Origin of the sequence: Halobacillus sp. GSS1 (genome assembly GCF_017307035.1) — a bacterium.
Lineage (GTDB): Bacteria > Bacillota > Bacilli > Bacillales > Halobacillaceae > Halobacillus > Halobacillus litoralis.
Window position 1 is genome coordinate 227517 of sequence record NZ_JAFLHE010000001.1, and the last position, 23466, is coordinate 250982.

Annotated in this window: 28 protein-coding genes; all 28 read left to right on the forward strand. The window is 42.9% G+C overall.

The genetic code is table 11. The features are described 5' to 3' along the window. Nucleotides 1-30: 30 nt before the first annotated feature. The 28 genes from J0K78_RS01155 to dxr all read left to right on the forward strand — a co-directional run bounded on the left by J0K78_RS01155 (nucleotide 31) and on the right by dxr (nucleotide 23443). Nucleotides 31-243, forward strand: a complete 213-nt coding sequence (locus J0K78_RS01155; RefSeq protein WP_206945042.1) for a flagellar FlbD family protein — start codon at nucleotides 31-33, stop codon at nucleotides 241-243. Continuing rightward, nucleotides 243-659 carry a flagellar basal body-associated protein FliL gene (gene fliL, locus J0K78_RS01160; RefSeq protein ID WP_206945043.1) on the forward strand — a complete coding sequence of 139 codons (417 nt, stop codon included), beginning with the start codon at nucleotides 243-245 and terminating at the stop codon, nucleotides 657-659. Before J0K78_RS01155 ends, fliL begins: the two co-directional genes overlap by 1 nt. A 27-nt stretch (nucleotides 660-686) precedes the next feature. Further along, nucleotides 687-1688 (forward strand): flagellar motor switch protein FliM, encoded by a 1002-nt coding sequence (gene fliM, locus J0K78_RS01165; protein ID WP_206945044.1) that lies wholly within the window; start codon nucleotides 687-689, stop codon nucleotides 1686-1688. After that, the gene (fliY, locus tag J0K78_RS01170) at nucleotides 1681-2895 is read left to right on the forward strand and encodes a flagellar motor switch phosphatase FliY (RefSeq protein ID WP_206945045.1); all 1215 of its coding nucleotides are present in this window, start codon (nucleotides 1681-1683) and stop codon (nucleotides 2893-2895) included. The genes fliM and fliY overlap by 8 nt, the downstream gene beginning before the upstream one ends. Nucleotides 2896-2922: 27 nt before the next feature. Beyond that, the gene (locus J0K78_RS01175) at nucleotides 2923-3285 is read left to right on the forward strand and encodes a response regulator (RefSeq protein WP_160913216.1); all 363 of its coding nucleotides are present in this window, start codon (nucleotides 2923-2925) and stop codon (nucleotides 3283-3285) included. A gap of 11 nt (nucleotides 3286-3296) precedes the next feature. Further along, a complete protein-coding gene (locus tag J0K78_RS01180; protein ID WP_206945046.1) occupies nucleotides 3297-3956 on the forward strand; it encodes a flagellar biosynthetic protein FliO in 660 nt (219 codons plus the stop codon). Further along, on the forward strand, nucleotides 3949-4614 hold the full coding sequence (fliP, locus tag J0K78_RS01185; RefSeq protein ID WP_206945047.1) for a flagellar type III secretion system pore protein FliP: 666 nt from the start codon (nucleotides 3949-3951) through the stop codon (nucleotides 4612-4614). Before J0K78_RS01180 ends, fliP begins: the two co-directional genes overlap by 8 nt. Nucleotides 4615-4631: 17 nt before the next feature. Then, nucleotides 4632-4901, forward strand: coding sequence for a flagellar biosynthesis protein FliQ (gene fliQ / locus J0K78_RS01190; RefSeq protein ID WP_089652403.1), 270 nt, complete (start codon nucleotides 4632-4634; stop codon nucleotides 4899-4901). Between the two features lies 1 nt (nucleotide 4902). Then, complete coding sequence (fliR, locus tag J0K78_RS01195; RefSeq protein WP_206945048.1) at nucleotides 4903-5679, forward strand: flagellar biosynthetic protein FliR; 777 nt, start codon at nucleotides 4903-4905, stop codon at nucleotides 5677-5679. A gap of 5 nt (nucleotides 5680-5684) precedes the next feature. Next, complete coding sequence (gene flhB / locus J0K78_RS01200) at nucleotides 5685-6770, forward strand: flagellar biosynthesis protein FlhB (RefSeq protein WP_206945049.1); 1086 nt, start codon at nucleotides 5685-5687, stop codon at nucleotides 6768-6770. Nucleotides 6771-6787: 17 nt separating this feature from the next. Further along, complete coding sequence (flhA, locus tag J0K78_RS01205) at nucleotides 6788-8818, forward strand: flagellar biosynthesis protein FlhA (RefSeq protein WP_206945050.1); 2031 nt, start codon at nucleotides 6788-6790, stop codon at nucleotides 8816-8818. Then, on the forward strand, nucleotides 8815-9921 hold the full coding sequence (gene flhF, locus J0K78_RS01210) for a flagellar biosynthesis GTPase FlhF (RefSeq protein ID WP_206945051.1): 1107 nt from the start codon (nucleotides 8815-8817) through the stop codon (nucleotides 9919-9921). The genes flhA and flhF overlap by 4 nt, the downstream gene beginning before the upstream one ends. Further along, nucleotides 9905-10765 (forward strand): MinD/ParA family protein, encoded by an 861-nt coding sequence (locus J0K78_RS01215; RefSeq protein WP_206945052.1) that lies wholly within the window; start codon nucleotides 9905-9907, stop codon nucleotides 10763-10765. The genes flhF and J0K78_RS01215 overlap by 17 nt, the downstream gene beginning before the upstream one ends. 4 nt (nucleotides 10766-10769) lie before the next feature. Further along, nucleotides 10770-11822, forward strand: a complete 1053-nt coding sequence (locus J0K78_RS01220) for a protein-glutamate methylesterase/protein-glutamine glutaminase (protein ID WP_206945053.1) — start codon at nucleotides 10770-10772, stop codon at nucleotides 11820-11822. A 4-nt stretch (nucleotides 11823-11826) separates the two neighbouring features. Continuing rightward, nucleotides 11827-13836 (forward strand): chemotaxis protein CheA, encoded by a 2010-nt coding sequence (locus J0K78_RS01225; protein WP_206945054.1) that lies wholly within the window; start codon nucleotides 11827-11829, stop codon nucleotides 13834-13836. Between the two features lie 18 nt (nucleotides 13837-13854). Beyond that, nucleotides 13855-14322 carry a chemotaxis protein CheW gene (locus J0K78_RS01230; protein ID WP_206945055.1) on the forward strand — a complete coding sequence of 156 codons (468 nt, stop codon included), beginning with the start codon at nucleotides 13855-13857 and terminating at the stop codon, nucleotides 14320-14322. Continuing rightward, nucleotides 14315-14959, forward strand: coding sequence for a chemotaxis protein CheC (locus J0K78_RS01235; RefSeq protein WP_206945056.1), 645 nt, complete (start codon nucleotides 14315-14317; stop codon nucleotides 14957-14959). Before J0K78_RS01230 ends, J0K78_RS01235 begins: the two co-directional genes overlap by 8 nt. Further along, nucleotides 14952-15449: a chemotaxis protein CheD gene (locus tag J0K78_RS01240; RefSeq protein ID WP_206945057.1), complete on the forward strand. Its 498-nt coding sequence runs from the start codon at nucleotides 14952-14954 to the stop codon at nucleotides 15447-15449. The genes J0K78_RS01235 and J0K78_RS01240 overlap by 8 nt, the downstream gene beginning before the upstream one ends. Then, nucleotides 15446-15736 carry a hypothetical protein gene (locus J0K78_RS01245; protein WP_206945058.1) on the forward strand — a complete coding sequence of 97 codons (291 nt, stop codon included), beginning with the start codon at nucleotides 15446-15448 and terminating at the stop codon, nucleotides 15734-15736. Before J0K78_RS01240 ends, J0K78_RS01245 begins: the two co-directional genes overlap by 4 nt. A gap of 43 nt (nucleotides 15737-15779) precedes the next feature. After that, entirely contained in the window at nucleotides 15780-16556 is a 777-nt protein-coding gene (locus J0K78_RS01250; protein ID WP_206945059.1) for a FliA/WhiG family RNA polymerase sigma factor, read from the forward strand. An 87-nt stretch (nucleotides 16557-16643) separates the two neighbouring features. Beyond that, a complete protein-coding gene (locus tag J0K78_RS01255) occupies nucleotides 16644-17132 on the forward strand; it encodes a DUF6115 domain-containing protein (protein WP_206945060.1) in 489 nt (162 codons plus the stop codon). A 145-nt stretch (nucleotides 17133-17277) separates the two neighbouring features. After that, a complete protein-coding gene (gene rpsB, locus J0K78_RS01260; protein WP_074734064.1) occupies nucleotides 17278-18015 on the forward strand; it encodes a 30S ribosomal protein S2 in 738 nt (245 codons plus the stop codon). A 121-nt stretch (nucleotides 18016-18136) separates the two neighbouring features. After that, on the forward strand, nucleotides 18137-19021 hold the full coding sequence (tsf, locus tag J0K78_RS01265; RefSeq protein ID WP_160913246.1) for a translation elongation factor Ts: 885 nt from the start codon (nucleotides 18137-18139) through the stop codon (nucleotides 19019-19021). A gap of 116 nt (nucleotides 19022-19137) precedes the next feature. After that, nucleotides 19138-19860 carry a UMP kinase gene (gene pyrH, locus J0K78_RS01270; protein WP_089652386.1) on the forward strand — a complete coding sequence of 241 codons (723 nt, stop codon included), beginning with the start codon at nucleotides 19138-19140 and terminating at the stop codon, nucleotides 19858-19860. A gap of 2 nt (nucleotides 19861-19862) precedes the next feature. Beyond that, nucleotides 19863-20420 (forward strand): ribosome recycling factor, encoded by a 558-nt coding sequence (gene frr, locus J0K78_RS01275; protein WP_089652385.1) that lies wholly within the window; start codon nucleotides 19863-19865, stop codon nucleotides 20418-20420. Between the two features lie 275 nt (nucleotides 20421-20695). After that, nucleotides 20696-21463 carry an undecaprenyl pyrophosphate synthase gene (locus tag J0K78_RS01280; protein WP_206945061.1) on the forward strand — a complete coding sequence of 256 codons (768 nt, stop codon included), beginning with the start codon at nucleotides 20696-20698 and terminating at the stop codon, nucleotides 21461-21463. Nucleotides 21464-21479: 16 nt separating this feature from the next. Further along, entirely contained in the window at nucleotides 21480-22277 is a 798-nt protein-coding gene (locus J0K78_RS01285; protein WP_206945062.1) for a phosphatidate cytidylyltransferase, read from the forward strand. A 20-nt stretch (nucleotides 22278-22297) separates the two neighbouring features. Further along, on the forward strand, nucleotides 22298-23443 hold the full coding sequence (dxr, locus tag J0K78_RS01290; protein ID WP_206945063.1) for a 1-deoxy-D-xylulose-5-phosphate reductoisomerase: 1146 nt from the start codon (nucleotides 22298-22300) through the stop codon (nucleotides 23441-23443). Nucleotides 23444-23466: the final 23 nt, after the last annotated feature.

Sequence of the window (23466 nt, forward strand, 5' to 3'; positions counted from 1 at the left end):
GGTTGAATATCCGCCCCTCTCTATATATCAATGATTACTTTAACTAAATTAAACGGCCAGCCTTTTACTTTCAATGCTATCTACATAGAGCAAATCCAATCGAACCCTGATACGACAGTAATAACAACAACAGGCCGGACGATCCTCGTGAAAGAAAGTGAAGCTGAGGTCGTTGAAAAGGTCACGAGTTTTTATAAAAACATCGGTATCGTCGGGGTAAGAGACAAGGCAGGGGATGACTAATGAATGGATTTAAAATGATGGTGATTACGTTAAGTACGTTGACCGTCATCGGTGTCTTAGCGCTTGTGCTTGTTCTCAATTCTAATGGAGAAAGCGAAGCGAGTGGGGAAAGATCGATCGATGATATTCGTGAAGCCTCTTTTTTAACAGAGGAGATTACTACGGATTTGCAAAACGGAGATTATGTCCGGATCAGCTTTCGGGTTGTGACGGATAGCAAAGAATCGATGGAAGAAATGAAGAAAAGAGACTTTCAAATGCAAAATGTTCTTCTGAAAGAATTATCGACCATGGATTCTGAGACGTTTCAGTCTGGACTGTCAGATCTTGAAGCGAAAGTCAAATTAAGACTGAATGATTTCATGGATGAAGGAGAAGTCACAGACGTCTATACGGTAAACAAGGTCCTTCAATAATAGAGAAGAAGAAAGGGGGGTGAGGTTTTGGCAGAAGAGGTTCTCTCGCAGAATGAGATCGATTCATTGCTTTCGGCCCTGTCTACCGGGGAGATGAATGCAGAGGAGTTAAAGAACGAAAATAATGAAAAAAAGGTAAAAGTTTATGATTTTAAGAGAGCGCTCCGCTTTTCTAAGGATCAGATCAGAAGTTTAACACGCATACACGAAAATTTTTCCAGGTTGTTGACGACTTATTTTTCAGCGCAACTGAGAACTTATGTGAACATTGAAGTGGCATCAGTGGATCAGTTGCCTTATGAAGAATTTATCCGGTCGATTCCTACGATGACGATTCTGAACATTTTCAGCGTGCCTCCCCTTGAAGGACGGATTCTCTTAGAGGCAAATCCCAACGTTTCTTACGCCATGATGGATCGTGTGCTTGGAGGTAAAGGAAGCAGCGTAAACAAGATAGAGAATTTGACCGAAATTGAAACGACCATCATGTCTCATCTTTTTGAAAGGTCTTTAGAGAATTATCAAGAAGCATGGGGATCGATTGTCGATATCGATCCTTTACTGGAAGAATTTGAAGTGAATCCGCAATTTCTACAAATGGTCTCACCAAATGAAACCGTAGTCGTTGTGTCATTGAACACGACCATAGGCGAGACAAGCGGGATGATCAACATTTGTATTCCGCATGTTGTACTGGAACCGATTATCCCAAGGTTATCTGTGCACTACTGGATGCAGAAAGAAAAACCAAAAGAACGGGATCCAGCAGAAGTACAAGCCATCAGTCATACCATCAAGGAAGCGGAGCTGGATGTTAGGGCAGTCCTGGGAGAGGCTGACATGAGCATCGAACAATTTTTAGGGTTGAGTAAAGAGGATGTCATCTGTCTTGACCAGCCCATTGACCAACCGCTGAAAATGAAGGTGGATGATGAAGTTAAATTTTACATACAGCCAGGGAAATCAAGAAATAAACTGGCTGTGCAAGTATTAGAGGAATATCAAGGGGGTGCCGGAGAAAATGAGTGATGATATGTTATCCCAAGATGAAATTGATGCGCTATTAAACGGCGGGGGTGACAATGACAACGAAGAGGGCCTCTCGGATAATGAAGAAACGTTATCGTCGTTGGAGGAAGACGCCTTAGGTGAGATCGGCAACATTTCATTCGGAAGTTCAGCGACTGCACTATCTTCACTTTTGAATCAGAAGGTTGATATTACAACGCCGCAGATATCCGTCTTGGAAAGAAAGGATTTACCGGATGAATTCCCGAAGCCGCACGTAGCGGTCGGCGTTACTTATACCCACGGTTTTTCAGGTGAAAATGTATTCGTGATTCGAACGAAGGATGCCGCAATTATTGCTGATTTAATGCTTGGCGGTGATGGCACCGACCCGGATGATCACCTGAATGAAATTGCATTGAGTGCCGTACAGGAAGCGATGAATCAAATGATGGGATCTGCGGCTACGAGTATGTCGACGATCTTTAATAAAAAAGTAGACATATCTCCCCCAGCCATCGATGTGCTGGATTTGGAGGAAGATGAAGGTACGCACAAGATTCCGGACGAGGAAGTGCTTGTAAAAGTCTCCTTCCAACTCCAAGTAGGCCATTTAATTGATTCCAATATCATGCAGCTCATCCCGGTGAGTTTCGCTAAAGAGCTTGTGGAAGAATTAATGAACCCACAGCAGGAAGAATCAAAGGCTGGAGAGAGCTTCACGTCTGCAGAAGAACCACTTTCAAAGAGTGAAACTGAACCGGTGAAAGAGCAATCTTCTGTACAGAACCATGAGAAGCCGGCGGATAATATGGCTGAACATACATTCTATGAATCTTCAATGACAGAAGAGCCCCCTCATTCTCCGCAATATGTAGGAGGACCGGCCGGACAGTCAGCAGATGATGCAAATGTTCAAACGGCAGAGTTTCAAAGTTTTACACCTGTTCAATTGAATGGGTCTGAACAAAAGAACTTGGATATGTTGATGGACATTCCTTTGAAAGTGACGGTAGAGCTTGGACGGACGAAACGTTCTGTCAGAGAAATACTGGAATTATCATCAGGTTCTGTGCTTGAACTTGATAAATTAGCGGGAGAGCCCGTGGATATCCATGTCAATGAAAAATTGATGGCCAAAGGGGAAGTTGTCGTTATTGATGAGAACTTCGGCGTGCGTGTGACGGATATCCTGAGTCCTAAAGAACGTTTAACAAAATTACGATAAATAGAGCATTAATAGGGAGGATTTAATATGGCAGAAAGAATACTGATCGTAGACGACGCGGCATTTATGAGAATGATGGTAAAAGACATTTTAACGAAAAATGGCTATGAAATTGCTGGTGAAGCTGAAGATGGCAAAAAAGCCGTTGAACTCTATAAAGAGGAGCAGCCGGATTTGGTCACGATGGATATTACAATGCCGGAGATGGATGGAATTACGGCATTGAAGGAAATTAAAGGCCAACACCCGGATGCCAAAGTGATTATGTGTTCCGCTATGGGACAGCAAGCCATGGTTGTGGATGCCATTCAGGCTGGAGCGAAAGATTTTATCGTTAAACCATTCCAGGCTGATCGTGTAATCGAGGCTATTCAAAAAGCGTTGAGTTAAGAAGAATGTCCATGATTTCTACAACAAGAGTGACAGTGGCAGCCGTGCTCATCATCCTGATGATGACAGTTTTTCCTGTACAAGGACTTGCCCAGCCCTCGGCCTTCGAGTGTTTGGAGAACCCTCAGCTTGAGGGTTGTCCTTCCTCTGAAGGTGGGCAGATAGAAGATCAGCAGACATCAGATTCCCCTGTAGAAATGAAGGGCGGGGGCAGTCTTGTTTGGAATGTAGTTAAACTGATTTTTGCATTGATATTTGTAGTGGCTCTTCTATATGGATTGCTTAAGTTCTTTAACCAAAAAAATAAAATGTTTAATCAGAACCGTACGATGGAGAACCTGGGTGGAATGAACCTGGGCCCGAGCCGATCGATCCAAGCTGTACGTATTGGTGAACAAGTCTTTATCCTGGGAGTGGGGGAGACGGTACAGATCATAACTGAAATCACCGAAGAAGAGACAAAGCAGATGTTGTTGAATCAGGAGCAGAACGGGAGTCCATCTCCAAACTTGAACATAAAAAAATGGACGAACAAATGGAAAGACAGACAGGAATCCAGTGGCTCCTCTTCTATCCAATTTCAACAACTGTTTGAAAACCAATTGAACGATATGAAAGATAAAAGGAAGAAAGTTATGGATGAGAAGAGGAGGGATTCCGAGCATGAATGAATTCATTGATATCTTCTCAAGTTCTGACCCGGAGAGTGTCGCAACTTCAGTCAAATTGCTTTTATTGCTGACGGTCCTATCCTTGGCACCGGGCATTTTAATATTAATGACAAGCTTTACAAGAATTTTGATCGTTTTGTCATTTGTCAGGACTTCACTGGCTACTCAATCCATGCCCCCCAATCAAGTTCTCATCGGGATCGCATTATTCCTCACTTTCTTCATTATGGCCCCCACATTTCAAGAAGTGAATGAAGAAGCATTGACACCGCTTTTTAATGAAGAAATTACGTTAGATGAAGCCTATGAGGAAGCAAGTGAACCTATGAAAGAATTCATGGGAAAACATACGAGACAAAAGGATCTCGCTTTATTTATGAATTATTCAGGCTTGGAAGCACCTGAAAGCATTCAGGATGTCCCGCTCACGACTCTTGTTCCAGCCTTTGCCATCAGTGAATTGAAAACGGCTTTTCAAATGGGATTTATGATCTTTGTTCCTTTTCTAGTCATTGATATGGCTGTAGCGAGTGTCCTTATGTCCATGGGAATGATGATGCTTCCGCCCGTCATGATCTCCCTGCCATTTAAAATTCTACTCTTTGTCCTAGTGGATGGGTGGTACTTAATATCAAAAGCTTTATTGGAAGGCTTTTAAGATCGGAGGTTTAAAGAATGAACAGTAATATGGTGATCTCGTTTGCTAAAGAAGGCATTTATACCGTCCTCCTCATTTCTGGTCCATTATTGATTTTGGCACTGGCTATTGGATTACTTGTCAGTATTTTTCAGGCAACGACGCAAATCCAGGAACAAACGCTTGCTTTCATTCCGAAAATTGTGGCTGTGATGATTGGTCTCATCGTCTTTGGGCCGTGGATGCTTACCAATATGGTTGAATTCACTGCCAATATTTTTAATAACTTGAATATCCTGGTAGGATAAGATGCTGGATACGATAAATTGGGCCAATGTGCCAGCGTTTTTGCTCATATTAGTAAGGGTGACGTCTTTTTTCGTAACGCTTCCTCTCTTTTCATATCGGACCGTTCCGACGAGACATAAAGTCGCCTTCAGTTTTTTCTTGGCTGCGATCATGTACTTCACCGTTCCTGCGCCTGAACTGACCATTGATGGAGAGTATTTTCTTTTGTTGTTTAAAGAAATGGCCGTTGGGATCGGTGTCGGACTCTTAGCCTACATAATCCTCTCAGCGATCCAAATCGCAGGGGGCTTCATAGATTTTCAGATGGGCTTTGCCATTGCTAACGTCATTGACCCGCAGACGGGTGCTCAAAGTCCATTAATTGGACAATATTTATATATTATCACTCTATTATTTATTTTAGCTGTTGATGGTCATCATCTGATGATTGACGGCGTGTTTTACAGCTATGAAATGATTGCCATCGATCAATTTTTACCTTTAAGAGATGAAGGCTGGATTATGTTCGTCATTCAATCTTTCAACCAAATGTTCGTTATTGCTTTTCTTATGGCCGTTCCAATCGTAGGGTGTCTGTTTTTAGTCGATATCGCTCTTGGCATCATCGCGAGAACAGTACCTCAACTGAATGTCTTTGTTGTTGGTTTACCATTGAAAATTTTTGTAGCCCTGTCTGTGCTTGTCATTGCCATGACTTTTTATGTCATGCTCATACAGAATTTATTTGAAACAATGCTGCTGACGATGCGTGATCTTATGCAAGTATTCGGAGGTTGAGAATAATGGTTTGGTTAAAGCTTGATCTCCAGTATTTTGCTGCAGATGAAAAAACAGAGAAAGCCACACCAAAGAAACGTGAAGATACAAGAAAAAAAGGGCAGGTCCCTAAAAGCCAGGATGTGAATACCGGTTTCTTACTGCTCCTCATTTTCGGAACGCTTTTCCTTCTGGGTGGTTATATGGAAGGGACACTCAAAGGGATGTACAAAGTGGCATTCAATGAGTACATACATAAAGAGCTTTCTCAAGAACAGACACATGCCATGTTCGTGGAGATGACGATGGAAATAACCAAAATCATAGCACCCATCATGGGGGTAGCGGTTGTTGCCGGTATTGCTTCGAATCTTCTTCAGGTAGGGATTATGTTCACAGCAGAACCTTTAAAAATGGATTTAAAAAAATTGGATCCCATCAAAGGTGCGAAAAGGATTTTTTCTGCAAGAGCATTGGTCGAGCTGCTGAAATCACTCTTAAAGATCAGCATGGTTGGGGTCATCACGTTTGCTATCATTTGGGTCAATAAAGACCAAATGATGATGATGTCCCAGAAGTCGGTGGAATCGGCACTGGCTTTTTTTGGAACGATTACGACCATCATGGGGCTGGCTTCCGCGCTAGCCTTGTTGATCTTATCTGTTCTGGATTACACCTATCAAAAATATGACCATGAAAAAAATATACGGATGTCCAAAAAAGACATCAAAGATGAACACAAGAACATGGAAGGTGATCCGCAAATTAAAGCCAAGATTAAGGAAAAGCAGCGCCAGATGTCAGCAGCGAGAATGATGAGTGAGGTCCCGGATGCTGATGTTGTCATTACCAACCCCACTCACTATGCAATCGCGATCAAATATGATGAAGCCCAGTCAGATGCTCCCTATGTGGTCGCGATGGGCGTGGATTTTATCGCTCTTAAAATCAAGGAAGTGGCGAAATCAAACAATGTAGTGACAGTGGAAAATAGACCACTGGCGAGAGCTTTGTATCAGCATTCAGAAATTGAAAAGCCAATCGATGAACAGTTTTATAAAGCTGTTGCTGAAGTGTTGGCTTATGTCTATCAATTAGAAAGAAAAATGTAAGAAAGGAGTAAACCCTTATGTCAGCAAGAGATTTATCTGTACTTATCGGCGTGATTTTAATTATCGTCATGCTTGTCATACCGTTGCCCGGGTGGCTCCTTAGCTTCTTCATACTGATTAATATTACCCTTGCTCTGATTGTGATCCTTGTGTCTATGAACATGGATGAAGCTCTGCAGTTTGCTGTCTTCCCGACATTGCTATTATTACTTACTTTATTCCGCTTGGGGTTGAACGTTTCCACTACTCGTTCCATTCTCTCTGAAGCAGAAGCTGGGGGAGTGATTGCGACATTTGGAACGTTTGTCATTGGCGGTAACCCGCTTGTCGGATTTGTGGTGTTCGTCATTTTGGTCATCATTCAATTTCTCGTCATTACAAAAGGAGCGGAAAGAGTCTCTGAAGTGGCCGCACGTTTCACACTGGATGCGATGCCAGGGAAACAGATGAGCATTGATGCAGACCTTAATGCTGGATTGATCAATGAACACCAGGCAAAAGAACGAAGGGGAAAAATTGAAAATGAAGCGGACTTTTATGGAGCGATGGACGGGGCGAGTAAATTCGTTAAAGGAGATGCCATTGCTGGGATCATCATCGTCTTGATCAACATTATCTTTGGGCTGATCATTGGTATGGTTCAGATGGGCATGTCTTTCAGCGAAGCGATAGATACGTACATGCGCTTGACGGTAGGGGACGGCCTCGTCAGTCAAATTCCTGCCCTTCTCATCTCAACGGCGACAGGAATTGTCGTAACGAGGGTGGCTTCTGAAGGGAATTTGAGTACAGATGTCACCAGTCAGCTGCTTCGCTATCCGAAGCTGCTTTACATTGCTGCTGTGACCATCTTCCTCCTTGGTTTGACTCCGATTCCGATCTTCCTGACTACACTCATTGCGGCTGTTCTTGCCTTTGGTGGGTATTGGTTATCCCGAGAGGAGAAAGAACCGGAATTTGATGAACCGGAAGAGATGGATGAAGCGGAGAGCGATCAAATGAAATCCCCAGAAAGCGTTGTAAACTTGATAAGTATGGACCCCATTGAGTTTGAGTTTGGGTATGCCTTGATCCCGATTGCGGATACGAACCAGGGAGGAGACCTCCTGGACCGTATCGTCATGATCAGAAGACAGTTGGCGATTGAACTTGGAATCGTCATCCCTGTTGTAAGAATCAGAGATAACATACAGCTGAACCCTAACGAGTACCGTCTTAAAGTGAAAGGGAACGAAGTGGCTCATGGGGAGCTTTTATTGGATCATTACTTAGCAATGAGCCCGGGAGATGATGATGGAATCGAAGGAATCGATACCCGGGAACCTGCGTTTGGCCTTCCTGCAAAATGGATTACGGAAGAACAGAAGGATGAAGCAGAACTATCCGGTTATACAGTGGTGGATCCTCCATCTGTTGTTTCAACACATATTACCGAAGTCATAAAACAGCAGGCTCATGCGTTGCTCGGAAGGCAGGAAACGCAGCAGCTGATCGATCACCTGAAAGAATCTTACCCGATCCTTGTAGAAGAAGTTACGCCAGAGCCGCTTCGTGTAGGTGATGTACAAAAAGTCCTTGCCAAATTATTACGAGAAAATGTCTCTGTGAAAAACCTGCCTGTTATTTTTGAAACGCTCGCTGATTTTGCAAGAATGACCAATGATACAGAGCTGCTGGCTGAATACGTGAGGCAATCTCTGTCCGCGCAAATTACGAACCAGTATAAAAAAGACAATCAATTAGTGAAAGTCATTACCGTTTCTGGAAAAGTGGAAAAGATCATTGCCGATCATATCCAGCAGACAGAGCATGGAAGTTATTTAGCCCTGGATCCTGAAAATCAGCAGACCATTATTACTGCGATTGCAGAACAGGTGGAACAAATGTCCTTACAGGAAGAAACAGCCATTCTTCTATGCTCACCAGCGGTACGGATGTATGTAAAACAACTGCTGGATCGTTTCTTACCTCAAGTCGTTGTATTATCTTATAACGAATTAGATCCAACGGTAGAAGTCCAGAGTGTAGGGGTGGTGAATGTAGCGTGAGAGTGAAAAAATTTCAAGCGGCAACAATGCCGGAAGTCATGAAGAAAGTGAGAGCGGAATTAGGGGCAGATGCTGTGATCCTAAATTCCAAAGTGAAGAAAACGAATGGATTTTTAGGTCTTTTCCAAAAAGAGATCACAGAAGTCATTGCTGCCATTGACCCTTCTGATGAGCACGAGAGGACACCTGATCCAACGAGACGCGTTGAGAAAATGGAAGAACAACCATCCACCGTACACCCGAATCGTGAAATTATGAAGGAATTGAAAGAGCTTAGGTCCATCATTCAAAATCGAAAAGAAGCCTATCCTGAACCGCTTGAAATGGCTTATCAGTTTCTCTTAGGGCGTGAAGTCACGGAAGGTGTAGCAGGAAATGTGATTGATCGTCTATTGGAAAAAGGGAAAAGTTTCAAAGATTTAAACGAGCTTGAAAACCACCTGAGACTGGAATTGTATGAATCTATGAAACAAATGAAATTTGGAAAACCTGCTTTCGATAAGAAATTCATCCACTTAGTCGGACCTACGGGCGTGGGAAAAACGACTACGCTTGCGAAACTTGCGGCGGATGCCGCTTTAAATCACCAGTTGAACGTGGGTTTTATTACAACAGACACTTATCGGATTGCCGCGATCGACCAGTTGAAAACATATGCAAAAATTTTGGATATCCCTCTAGAAGTTGCTTATAGCATGGAGGATTACAAGAAGGCGAAGGAACGTTTTCAAGATTTCGACCTCGTACTTGTTGATACGGCAGGAAGGAACTTCAGGGATTCATTGTTCATCCGTGAACTGCAGAAGGTGATCGACTTTCATGAGGATTCGGATAACTTCCTTGTATTAGGATTGACGAGCAAGTTCACCGATATGAGTGAGATCCTTATACAATTTAAAGATATCCCCATCCATCAATTGATTTTCACTAAAGTCGATGAAACCGCACGAAAGGGCAATGCCGTAAACATGGTCCTCACTCATGATGTCGGGGTCGCTTATTTGACGGATGGTCAGAATGTACCGGATGACATTAAGACAGCGTCCGCCATGGTCCTTGCTAGAGAAGTTGTGGAGGGTTTTGCAAATGAAAGATCAAGCTGAAATTCTTCGCATGCGTATGCAAGAGATGGGAGGAAATAAACAGGCGAAAACCATAGCTGTTGCAAGCGGAAAAGGTGGAGTAGGCAAGTCGAATTTTTGCATCAACTTTGCATTGCAGCTCATGAGGAAAGGCCGGAAGGTTTTGATCTTTGATTTGGATATCGGGATGGGAAACATCGATATTTTAATGGGAAAATCACCCAAAAGGACATTTGTGGACTTATTTAAGGAAGATATATCGATTCAAGATATTATTGAACGAGGACCAGAATCCTTGCCTTATATTGCTGGCGGTTCAGGACTCACTCGCATTTTTGAACTAGACGACTCGAAATTCAACTACTTTCAGAATGAATTTGAACAATTGATCAAGTCATTCGATTATATCCTCTTCGACATGGGTGCAGGGGCAACTCAAGACAGTTTGCACTTTATAAGCTCGGCCCACGAGGTGATCGTAGTGACTACTCCCGAACCCACTTCAATTACGGACGGTTACGCGATGATTAAGCATCTTGTACATAAAGACAACAGACTTCCGATTAAAATTCTCGTGAACCGTTCGCTTAATGAGAAAAGTGGCAGAGAGACTTTTGAACGACTAGCGGTTGTAGTCAAGAGGTTCTTAGCATCAGAAGTGGCTTTATTAGGCGTTTTACCTGATGACAGATCTGTCCTTGAAGCCGTCAATAAACAGCGTCCATTTGTAATTGACAGACCTAAAAGCAGAGTGAGTCGATCCCTTGAGGAGCTGGTGCTTGGTTATTTGAACGAGAGCCGTACTCAGGCAGCATCATCCTTTTCGTTTGTGGATAAATTAAAGAGATTTGTTTTTGAGAGGTAGAGAAATGAAACAGTTGAGGGTACTAATCGTCGATGATTCCGCCTTCATGAGGCGTATTTTGACCGATATATTAGAAAAAGACTATCGAATCCTTGTTGTTGGCACCGCAAGGAATGGCAAAGATTGTCTGGATAAGTTGGACACCTTACGGCCGGACGTCGTAACAATGGATATAGAAATGCCAGTCATGGATGGCTTAGAGGCATTACAAAAGATCATGGAAAGTTCTCCACTCCCTGTAGTAATGGTTTCTAGTTTGACGCAGGAGGGTGCAGAAAGCACGATGAAAGCCATGAGTCTTGGTGCTGTGGATTTTATACAAAAACCATCGGGCTCTATTTCCCTTGATATGGAAAAGGTAGACAAAGATGTTGTCCGCAAGGTTCTTATTGCAGGAGAGGCCAAAGTAAAGCCACCATCTACGATAATCGCTAGTAAAAAAGTACGTTCCCCTGACGATATGAAAGAGGAAGGGCATCTGATTGCTGTAGGCACCTCCACCGGAGGACCCAGAGCTTTGCAGGAGGTTTTGACATCTCTTCCCGGCAACCTTCCTGCCCCGATCTTAGTCGTTCAACACATGCCTAAAGGATTCACGAAATCTTTGGCTAAACGCCTCGACAGGCTGTCTGAAATTTCAGTGAAGGAAGCGGAACATATGGAGGAAATACATAAGGGCGTTGCTTATATCGCTCCAGGCGGCTACCACATGGAAGTGGTAAAGGATAACCAGCGTCTCAGGATTCATTTAAATGAATCCAGTCCTCTAAATGGTCATAGACCTTCAGTGAATGTGATGTTCTCTTCCATTGCGAATCTACCGGGGATCTCCACAACCACTGTCATCATGACAGGGATGGGGGCCGATGGCTTAGAAGGTATTCTTGCCATGAAGGAGCAGGGAAGAACTGTCTTCACGATCGCAGAAGATGAAAGTACGTGTGTCGTGTACGGAATGCCAAAGGCAATCGTAAAGTCAGGTCTTGCTGATGATGTCAGGAAATTAAATGAAATCAGTCACAGTATTGTAGAATCTCTTCAAAATAAAAGGAGGTAGAGTTATGGAAACCAATCAATACTTGGAAGTTTTTATTGATGAAAGTAAAGAGCATTTGCAATCCATCAATGACCAACTGTTACATTTGGAAAAAAACCCTCAGGACCTTACCATCGTCAATGAAATCTTCAGGTCGGCCCATACATTGAAAGGCATGTCAGCAACAATGGGATATCAAGATCTATCCAATTTGACACACATAATGGAGAATGTTCTTGATGCTGTAAGGAATGAGAAAGTGTCGGTAGATGAAGGCATCTTGGATGTCGTTTTTGATTCTGTAGATGACTTGGAAGCGATGGTCATTGATATAGCGGAAGGCGGCTCAGGAGAAAGAAATGTCGAAAGAGTCGTCGCGTTATTAAAAAACATCGAAAACGGTGAAGGAGGGGCAGCGGAGGCTCCTGCTATAGCGTCTATATCAAAGAAGACGGAAACTGCCTCTTTACTTTCTATTGATGAATATACAAAAGCAGCTCTGGAACAATCTAGTGAACTGGGAAAAAGCAATTACCAGATTGAAGTTACATTAAGAGAGGATTGTCTTTTGAAAGCCGCACGTGTCTATATGGTTTTTGAAATCCTAGAGCAGTCAGGGGATGTGATCAAGTCCTCTCCTTCTGTAGAAGCCTTGGAAAATGAAGAATTTGAAACGAGTTTCCAGGTTTTGCTCGTTACAGAAGATTCTCCGGAGGACATAGAAGGTCAAATTAAAAAAGTATCCGAAATTGAACATGTGCATGTCACGGTCTACCAGATTTCTGAAGAGACGAAAGAAGAAACAGATTCGAAGTCTCCCCAAAAAGAAAGGGCTGGTCAAGAAAAGCCGCCTGTCCAAAATGAAGAGAAAGAAGGAAAACAGGTAGGGAGTAAAACCATCCGCATCAATATAGATCGGTTGGACGCTCTTATGAACTTGTTTGAAGAGCTTGTGATTGATCGGGGTCGTCTTGAACAAATATCAGATGACCTAAAGCACACAGAACTACGTGAAACAGTCGAACGCATGACACGAATCTCAGGGGATTTGCAAAGCATCATTTTAAACATGCGTATGGTACCAGTCGAGCAGGTGTTCAATCGATTTCCAAGGATGGTCCGCCAGCTTTCAAAAGATTTGAATAAGAAGATTGATCTAAGTGTAGTAGGAGCTGAAACAGAACTGGATCGTACCGTCATTGATGAAATCGGTGATCCACTTGTGCACCTTATTCGTAACGCGATCGATCATGGAATTGAGGGTCCAGTAGAAAGAGAAGCCAAAGGGAAACCTGCCACAGGAAAGCTTGAATTGAAAGCATACCACAGTGGTAATCATGTCTTCATTGAAATTTCTGATGATGGAGGCGGCATAAACCGTGACAAAGTTGTCCAAAAAGCGGTGAGCAATCGCGTGGTCACAGAAGAACAGGCAGCGGCAATGACTGACTCTCAAGTGTTCGATTTGATCATGGAAAGTGGCTTTTCAACTGCAGACACCATTTCTGACGTATCAGGTAGAGGAGTAGGACTTGATGTTGTAAAAAACACAATCGAATCTCTTGGAGGGAATATTTCCGTAGACTCGGTACCTGATGAGGGGAGTATATTCTCCATCCAGCTGCCACTCACCCTTTCCATTATTTCCGTAATGCTGGTGGAAGTACAAAAAGAAAAATACGCTGTCCCTCTTTCATCAATTATTGAAACGGCCATCGTGAAAAAAGAAGAAATCATGCATGCTCATAACAAAAAAGTCATTGACTTCCGAGGGAAAGTCGTACCACTCGTCTTTTTGAAAGATGTGCTGACTGTACCGCAGGAATTGGATGAAGAGGAATACTACTCTGTTGTTATCGTTCGAAAAGGAGAAAAGATGGCAGCTCTTGTTGTTAATTCATTCATTGGTCAGCAGGAGGTCGTCTTAAAGTCACTCGGCGACTACTTATCCGGAGCTTTCGCCATTTCAGGAGCGACGATCCTGGGAGATGGACAAGTCGCATTAATCCTCGACAGCAATGCTTTAATCAAGTAATAAAGGAGGGAAAAGAAAGTGGCAGAAGAAAATAAAAAATTGAAAGTGATTGTCTTTCAAATCAACAATGAAGAACACACCGTACCTGTGGATCTCGTAGGTTCCATCGAACGACTAATGCCGATCACCCGTGTCCCGGGTACAAAACCATTTGTAAAAGGGGTCCTGAACTTAAGAGGGGTCGTCACACCGGTCATCGATTTGAGACAAAGGTTCGGGATTGAAGAAGTGGCGGACACGGATGCTACAAGAATCATCACAGTGAAAATCCATGATATGAGTGTCGGTTTGATCGTGGATGCGGCAAACGATGTCCTTGACCTGGATGAAGAAAGCATTGAACCCCCACCAGAAGTGATAGGAACAGTTGAGGCGGATTATATCCAAGGGGTATCCAAATTGGATCAGCGCCTGTTCATTTTGTTGAATTTAGAAAAAGTTCTTGCCAAAGACGACGTTCATGAGTTAAATGAGCTTTATGTCTAATTCAAAAAAATTCATTGAAGAATTTGGTCCCATCCAGCTGGACGTTTTGAAAGAAATCGGCAATATAGGTTCAGGACATGCGGCTACATCTCTATCCAAACTGCTTCAGAAGAAAATAGAGATGAATGTCCCCGGTGTAGAAGTGGTGGACTTTGACCAAGTGATGGATCTCGCTGGGGGAGCAGATAAAGAAGTCGTCAGTATTTTTCAAAGAATGGAAGGCGAGGCTCCAGGCAGTATGTTCTTTCTCATGCCCCCTTCTCAAGCTCATCATTTTGTAGAGCTTATGACAAATGCTTCCGAAGGTTTTGATAATGATGCGGGAATGGCCGTTTCTGCTCTCCAGGAATTAGGAAATATTCTGTCAGGGGCATATCTTACCGCACTTTGCGATTTTACAGAATTGGATCTTCAATCAACGGTACCATCGATATCTCAGGATATGGTGGGAGCTATATTAAGCATGGGATTAGTTGAACTTTCGCAAGTGAGTGACGCAGCCATTGTGATCAAGACTTCTCTTACGGATGGAGACGGAGGGGAAGGTGGATTCCTGGAAGGTCACTTCTTCCTCTTTCCTGATCCTCCCTCTTATCAGAAGATTTTTTCTTCCTTAGGAGTGCGTGAAGATGATTAAGGAAAAACAGGTGGTGAGAATTGGGATCGGAGACATGGGTATTGTCCATTCCCCGCATTTGATTCGTACTTCAGGGCTTGGTTCATGTGTTGGGATCGTACTTTATGACGATATTAAAAAACTGGCGGGGATGGCTCATATTATGCTTCCTGAAGCTTCCCTTGCAAAAAAGCAGGGACTGAAGAGAGCGAAATATGCAGATACAGCGATCGAAGATCTGATTACTGCCCTTAGAGGTGCTGGAGCGTCTTCCTATCGTTTAAAAGCGAAGCTGGCGGGTGGGGCCCAAATGTTTCAATTCACCTCCACCAGTGACATGATGCGTATAGGCCCAAGGAATGTGGAGGCAGTGAAAGAAAACCTTCAATCTCTTCATATTCCGATATTGGCAGAAGATGTCGGAGGTAAGAGCGGACGAACGATTGAATTCAACCCTGAAACAGCGAATTTGCATATTAAGAAAGTGAATCAAGGAGAAAGTGTGATTTGATGAAAGGAACGCTTTTGTGGAATTTATGGACAGCCGTGTTTGGGTTTCTATTCGTTTTTTCAATCAGCACTCAAGTGACGAATTTTGATACCGCGATTTACAGGGGAACCACCGCCTTTTTATGCTTCTTTGTACTCTCCTATGTATTTCGGTCGTTTTGGAGTTTCGTCACAGCTCCAGCCGATAAAGAAGGCACTCATGAATCGGCTCAAGCAGCATTATCATCGGATATGGATGTAGAAGAAACTTCGAAGATGGTGCGGGAGTTATTGAATGAAGATTCATAAAAGGTTTTAGTAATTAACCAATTAAAGGACGGGGAGGATTGGAATGACCAGCTGTTTATCTCCTCAAGAACAACAGTGGTGGAATATGTGGACACATGAGCAGGATGGAGAAGCTGCAAATCAATTGGTACAGCAATACGACTATTTAGTGAGCTACCATGTTCAGCGGATCTCTGCTCATTTACCGAAAAGCGTCAGTAAAGATGATGTGAGAAGTTTAGGAATGTTGGGACTTTATGATGCATTGAAAAAGTTCGATCGAACAAGGGATCTGAAGTTTGATACGTATGCTTCCTTCCGTATTAGAGGGTCAATCATGGATGGTTTACGAAAAGAAGACTGGCTCCCGAGATCAGTGAGGGACCGATCTAAAAAAATTGAACAGATGACAGAAAAGTTGGAGCAGGAATTGCAACGTCCGGTAAGTTCCCATGAGATTGCCGAAGCACTAAGTATGTCTCCAGAAGAAGTAGAAGAGACTGTCAAGGACTCTCTTTTTGCAAATGTTCTTTCCATGGAAGAAAAAACAAATGATGGAAGCGAAGATCATAAAGAAGGAATTGGATATTCGATTCCGGATGATCGAGCATTTACGCCCGCAGAATCGATCATTAAAAAAGAAAACTATGAAGAATTGGCGAGAGAAATCAGTCGATTAAACGAGAAGGAGCAACTTGTTATCAGTCTTTTCTATCATGAAGAGCTTACTTTAACGGAGATTGGTCAAGTGCTAGAGTTGACAACCTCCCGGATTTCCCAAATCCATGCGAAAGCAATCTATAAGCTAAAAGGGTCTTTGCGGGAAATTGTAACCGTATAGAAAAAACAGGGGATGAAACAGAAGGCAGTGCAGCGGTGATTGTGAGCCCCTACATAAATGGAACAGAAATGAATGGTGTGGATAGAAATGACAGGATTTTTATTGATTTTCAGTTTTATTATTGATGGTGTTCTGCTCTTTTCACTCTTTATTATAATGAAGAAGGTCCGCAGAACAGAAGAACTTGAGCTTAGACAAAAACAAGTGGCAGCAGAAATTGAGGATCTTTTCACTTCGTATTTAATGGAAATTAAAGAAGAAAATAAAAGAATGGAAAGCCTAGTCAGGAAGAACCGTCACTCCTCTGCCTTTCATGATTCTCAAACAGAAGACGAAGGGGAAAGGGGAAAGATTCATCTGGATAAAGAAGACATCACAAAGAATCAGACTTCCTCTACCTATACCCCGCCCAAGTTGGAAGAAACAGAAAGCTATAAGCCCTCTTTTCATTCACAGGTATTGGATTTGAAAGAAAAAGGTTATAGTATAGAGGAAATTGCAAAAATGATGGATAAAGGAAAGACAGAAATCGAATTACTCCTCAAATTTCATCAAAAACCTATGAAAAAAACTTGAATGCCCCGTTCTGTTATGATATATTTACTGACGGTGTCAATACGCACGCCTTTGGATTCTCAAGTGAGGTTGCTCTTTTATAGAGTTCACTAGAGAAGATGAAAGAGGCGGAGGATACTAAAAAAACCAAACAGGAGGAATTATCATGTCTGTAATTTCTATGAAACAGCTACTTGAAGCTGGTGTTCACTTTGGACACCAAACCCGTCGCTGGAATCCAAAGATGAAAAAATACATCTTCACGGAGCGTAACGGGATCTACATCATCGACCTGCAAAAAACGGTCAAGAAAGTTGATGAAGCATTTAACTATGTCAAAGAGGTCGCTGCTGACGGCGGTAACATTCTTTTCGTAGGTACTAAAAAACAAGCTCAGGATACAGTTCGCGACGAGGCGACTCGTTGTGGCATGTATTACATCAACCAACGTTGGTTGGGTGGTACCCTGACAAACTTTGAAACCATCCGTAAGCGTATCAACCGTCTTAAAGACATTGAGCGCATGGAAGAAGACGGTACATTCGATGTACTTCCTAAAAAAGAAGTCGTCGACATGCTTAAAGAAAAAGATCGTCTTGTTAAATTCCTAGGCGGTATTAAAGAAATGAAGAGCCTTCCGGACGCAATGTTCGTGATCGACCCTCGTAAAGAGCGCATCGCAATTGCTGAAGCTCACAAATTGAATATTCCAGTTGTAGGTATCGTTGATACGAACTGTGACCCAGACGAAATCGATTATGTCATCCCTGCGAACGATGATGCAATCCGTGCCGTTAAATTGTTGACTTCTAAGATGGCAGACGCTGTCCTTGAAGCTAAGCAAGGGGAAGAAACAGAAACAACGGAAGAAACTGAAGCTGCTGTAGAAGCTGCTCAAGAGTAAGATGGGTCAAAAGGTGATAAGGGGGTATACCTTTATCACCTTTTTTAAAGAATCCGTAACAGCTCAAGCGTTCCAAAGCGCAAGAGCTATACTTATATGCAACTAATAAGGAGGCTTTACAATGGCTGTAAATGCTAAAATGGTAAAAGAACTTCGTGAAAAAACGGGTGCTGGAATGATGGACTGTAAGAAAGCACTCACTGAAACTGATGGTGACATGGATAAAGCAATGGAATGGTTGCGTGAGAAGGGAATTTCCAAGGCAGCTAAGAAAGCTGACCGTATTGCTGCGGAAGGTTCTGCTGCAATTGAAATTTCCGGTAACACGGCTGTACTTTTCGAAGTGAACTGTGAAACGGACTTCGTTACAAAGAACGACCAGTTCAAAGACTTGCTTAAAGACCTAGGTCAGCACTTGCTTTCTCAAAAGCCTGCAACAGTTGAAGAAGCTCTAGAACAGAAGCTTCACGGTGATGGAGAAGTACTAAGCAGCTATATCACAGAACGCGTAGCGAAAATCGGTGAAAAGATTTCCCTTCGTCGTTTCGTTATCAAAGAGAAAACGGATAACGATGCATTCGGTGCTTACCTTCACATGGGCGGAAACATCGGTGTGTTGACTGTTCTTGAAGGTTCTACAGATGAGTCTGCAGCGAAAGACGTTGCGATGCACGTAGCAGCTGTAAACCCTCGTTATGTTTCCCGTGAAGAAATTCCTGCAGAAGAAGCAGACAAAGAGCGTGAAATGCTTAAAACGCAAGCGATGAACGAAGGCAAGCCTGAAAACATCGTTGAAAAAATGGTCGAAGGCCGTTTGAACAAGTTCTTCGAAGAAATCTGCCTGCTTGACCAAAGCTTTGTTAAAGATCCAGACCAGAAAGTAAAACAATTCGTAGCATCTACTGGTGGCCAAATCACTGGTTTCGACCGCTTCGAAGTTGGTGAAGGTATGGAGAAACGCGAAGAAAACTTCGCGGATGAAGTTATGAACCAGGTTAAAAAATAATGAACATGGAAAATAGGGGACACTTCCGGTGTTCCCTATTTTCAAACATGCTACATAATTGCAGAACGATGTGCAAGAAAATGTAGAGGAATACAGTTAAAACACGGGAGGTAACTATGACTACTGCTCGCTATCGTCGTATCGTATTAAAACTAAGTGGAGAGGCTTTAAGTGGAGAAGCAGGGTTTGGACTAGAACCCAGCATCATCAAATCAGTCTCCCGTCAGGTCAAAGAAGTGGCTGAACTCGGTGTGGAAGTCGCTGTCGTCGTCGGAGGTGGAAACATCTGGCGCGGTAAAGTAGGAGCCGAGATGGGAATGGATCGTGCAAACGCTGATTATATGGGGATGCTTGCAACGGTCATGAACTCTCTTGCCCTTCAGGATAGTCTGGAAAACTTAGGGATTCCGACCCGTGTCCAAACTTCCATTGAAATGAGACAAGTAGCGGAACCATACATCCGCAGAAAAGCGATTCGTCATCTGGAAAAGAAACGCGTCGTCATTTTTGCGGCTGGGACAGGGAACCCATACTTCTCTACGGACACAACAGCTGCTCTAAGAGCTGCAGAAGTGGAAGCGGATGTAATCTTAATGGCGAAGAACAATGTAGACGGTGTTTATACAGATGATCCTAAAACCAATGAAGATGCTGTGAAGTACGATCAGCTCTCTTACATGGACGTTTTGAACGAGGGTCTTGGGGTCATGGATTCTACAGCTTCATCATTATGTATGGACAACGATATCGATTTATTGGTATTCTCAATTACAGAAGACGGAAACATCAAGAAAGCCGTAATGGGCGAAAATATTGGAACTATTGTGAGGGGGAAATAATTATGTCTGATGCAGTAATTAATGAAACGAAGCAACAAATGGAACAAGCGACACAAGCTTTCTCTCGTCAGCTTGCAACGGTCCGCGCAGGACGTGCGAATCCTTCAATTCTTGATAACGTGTACGTGGATTACTACGGAGCCGCGACTCCATTGAATCAACTGGCACAAGTCTCTGCACCTGAACCGCGTTTACTTGTCATTACACCATATGATAAGAGTGCGATTGCAGAAATTGAAAAAGCGATTCAAAAAGCAGACCTTGGCTTGTCTCCTTCTAGTGACGGAAATGTTGTAAGAATCAACATTCCTGCACTGACAGAAGAACGTCGTAAAGACCTTGCTAAAGTTGTAGGGAAGTATTCTGAGGAGGCGAAGGTACAAATCCGTAACATTCGCCGTGACTCCAATGACCGTCTTAAAAAGCTTGAAAAAGATGGCGAGCTAACGGAAGATGATCTTCGTTCTTACCAGGATGACGTACAGAAGGTCACAGACCAGCACGTTGAGAAAATCGATCAACTTGCAAAAACAAAAGAAGAGGAAATCATGGAAGTATGATTCTTCAATTTTATATGCCTTAAGGTGTATCAAGCCGCGCTGTAGATGTTTGGCAGCGCGGCTTTTATTTTAGTTTAGCCTCAAACATTTACTTGAGGAGGAAAACATCCTGTGGAGACTTTCATCAATAGGCTTGAGCACGTAGGCAGTCGTGACATGATGTTTCACGATTCGTGTAAATACGTGTGTTCCTTGAGTCTCTTTAAGGATTTCGGCAATATATTTGAATTTAGTATATAATAAATAGATGGAACAATTGGACTGGAGGATTGAACATGCCTATCAAGTTTCCATTCAAGAAAGATAAAAAGCAGCCCCGCACCGAGCCATTAGGCCTTGAAGAAAACCATATTCCTCAACATGTTGCGATTATTATGGACGGAAATGGAAGATGGGCGAAGAATAGAGGAATGCCTCGGATTGCCGGACATAAAGAGGGCATGGGCGTCGTGAAGAGAATCGTTCGATACGCTTCAGATGTCGGTGTGAAGGTTCTTACCCTTTATGCTTTTTCTACGGAAAATTGGAAACGCCCGAAAAATGAGGTAGACTTTCTTATGAAGCTTCCTGTCGATTTTCTAAGTACATATTTGCCTGAACTGATCGAGCGAAATGTCCAAGTCCGGACCATCGGTGATTTCGATGTCCTCCCTGCCCATACTCAAAAGGCCGTCAAAGAAGCTATGGAAAAAACGAAGGACAATAATGGGCTGATTCTCAATTTTGCGCTGAATTATGGAAGTCGTTATGAGATGGTGCATGCAGTCAAGCAAATTGCTTCTAAAGTACAAAAAGGAGAAATGGACATTTCAGACATTGACGAATCCATGTTCTCTCAAGAATTGTACACGTCAGAGTTGATTGAACCTGATCTGCTTATCCGGACGAGTGGAGAACAGAGGTTGTCAAACTTCTTATTATGGCAGCTGGCCTATGCTGAATTTTGGTTTACAGAGGTTTATTGGCCGGACTTTGATGAAAGTCATTTTGAAAAAGCTCTTTATGACTTCCAAAATCGTAAACGTCGTTTCGGCGGAGTATAAGGTGTGAAAAAGACTTATGAAACAAAGAACAATTACAGCTATCGTTGCAGCACTCATTTTCCTTCCAATCGTCATGTTGGGGGGATGGCCTTTCAAGGCGTTTGTGTATATCATTGCAAGCATCGCATTGCTTGAGTTGGTACGTATGAAAAAAATAGCCCGCTATTCGGTAGCCTCTGGACTTGGTTTGCTTCTGATGTGGGCCCTGATGTTCCCGTATGAGGTATTCGATGAAACCATCAGCTCAGAGGACCTCATTACAAAATCCGAAATTACACTACTGGCGGTACTCGTACTGTTAAGTTACACAGTACTTGTCAAAAACCGTTTCACTTTTGATGATGCTGGATTTCTATTATTATCAGCCATCTATATTGGAATGGGATTCAATTATTTAATGGAGACACGGCAAGAGGGACTGGAATATATCTTCTTTGCATTGTTTGTCGTTTGGGCAACAGACACAGGTGCTTACCTGTTTGGTCGTGCTTTAGGTAAACATAAGCTTTGGCCGCAAATCAGTCCAAAGAAGACAATCGAGGGCTCCGTTGGTGGGATCATCCTTGCCTGTATAGTCGCACTGATTTTCCAGTTGGTTTATCCTCTTGAACATTCGATGATTATCGTGTTACTTGTCACTGTACTTGTATCGATTGCAGGACAAATAGGGGACCTCGTTGAATCGGCATTCAAACGGCACTATGCAGTGAAAGATTCAGGGAAAATCCTGCCCGGACACGGGGGTGTATTGGATCGGTTTGACAGTCTGATCTTCATTTTACCGATCTTGCATTTGATTAACTTTATTTCATAGGAGAGAGGGGCCATGGAACAATGAAGCAAGTATCATTACTTGGGGCAACGGGTTCAATTGGAATTCAAACCCTTGATGTACTTCGGTTGCATCCAGATCAATTTTCTTTATATGCCATGGGGTTTGGGAGAAACGTAGAAAAAGCTCTTCCTTTGATTCGAGAGTTCGAACCTGCCATGATTGTCGTTCAAGATGAAGAAACGAAGAAAAAACTGGAAAAAGAAGTGACTCACTCACAAATTCTTTGTGGTGGAGAAGGTTTAATTGAGGCAAGTGTAGCCGAACCTGTAGATGTAGTCGTAAACGCAGTCATGGGGAGTATCGGATTACCAGCGACTTTAAAAGCGATTCAATCGAAAAAACAAATCGCGATTGCGAACAAGGAAACGCTCGTGACAGCGGGGCATCTCGTTATGGAAGAAGCTAAAAAGCATGAGGTCAACCTTCTCCCTGTAGACAGTGAACATTCAGCAATTTTTCAGGCATTGAACGGTGAGCAGAGGAAAGACATCAATAAACTTATCATTACCGCATCTGGCGGAAGCTTCAGAGATCAAACAAGGCAAGAACTTGTCGGAGTGACAGTGGATGATGCATTGAACCATCCAAATTGGAAGATGGGGGCGAAAATCACCATTGATTCTGCATCTATGATGAACAAAGGATTAGAAGTTATTGAGGCACACTGGCTTTTTGATGTACCTTATGACCAAATTCATGTTATTCTTCATAGAGAAAGTGTCATCCATTCCATGGTTGAATATGTGGATAGGAATGTCATTGCACAATTAGGAACACCGGATATGAAAGTTCCTATCCAGTACGCATTGACCTATCCTGAAAGGAAAGAGCTTCCGATCACCAAAAACTTGAATTTGGAAGAGATCGCAACGTTGAATTTTCAAAAGATGGACATGGATCGTTTTCCTTGCTTGAGAATGGCATTTGAAGCAGGAAGAGCAGGCGGATCCATGCCGACAGTCTTGAATGCGGCTAACGAAGAAGCTGTGCAGCAGTTCCTCGAAGGCAGAATCTCCTTTCTTGATATTGAAAAATACATCGGTCAAGCATTAGAAAACCATGACAGGATTCATAACCCTGACTTGTCTACCATAATTTCTATAGATAAGGAAACGAGGGAAAGAGTTCGTTTCCAAATAAATTAAGAGCTCTGGTTGTTGGAGAAGTT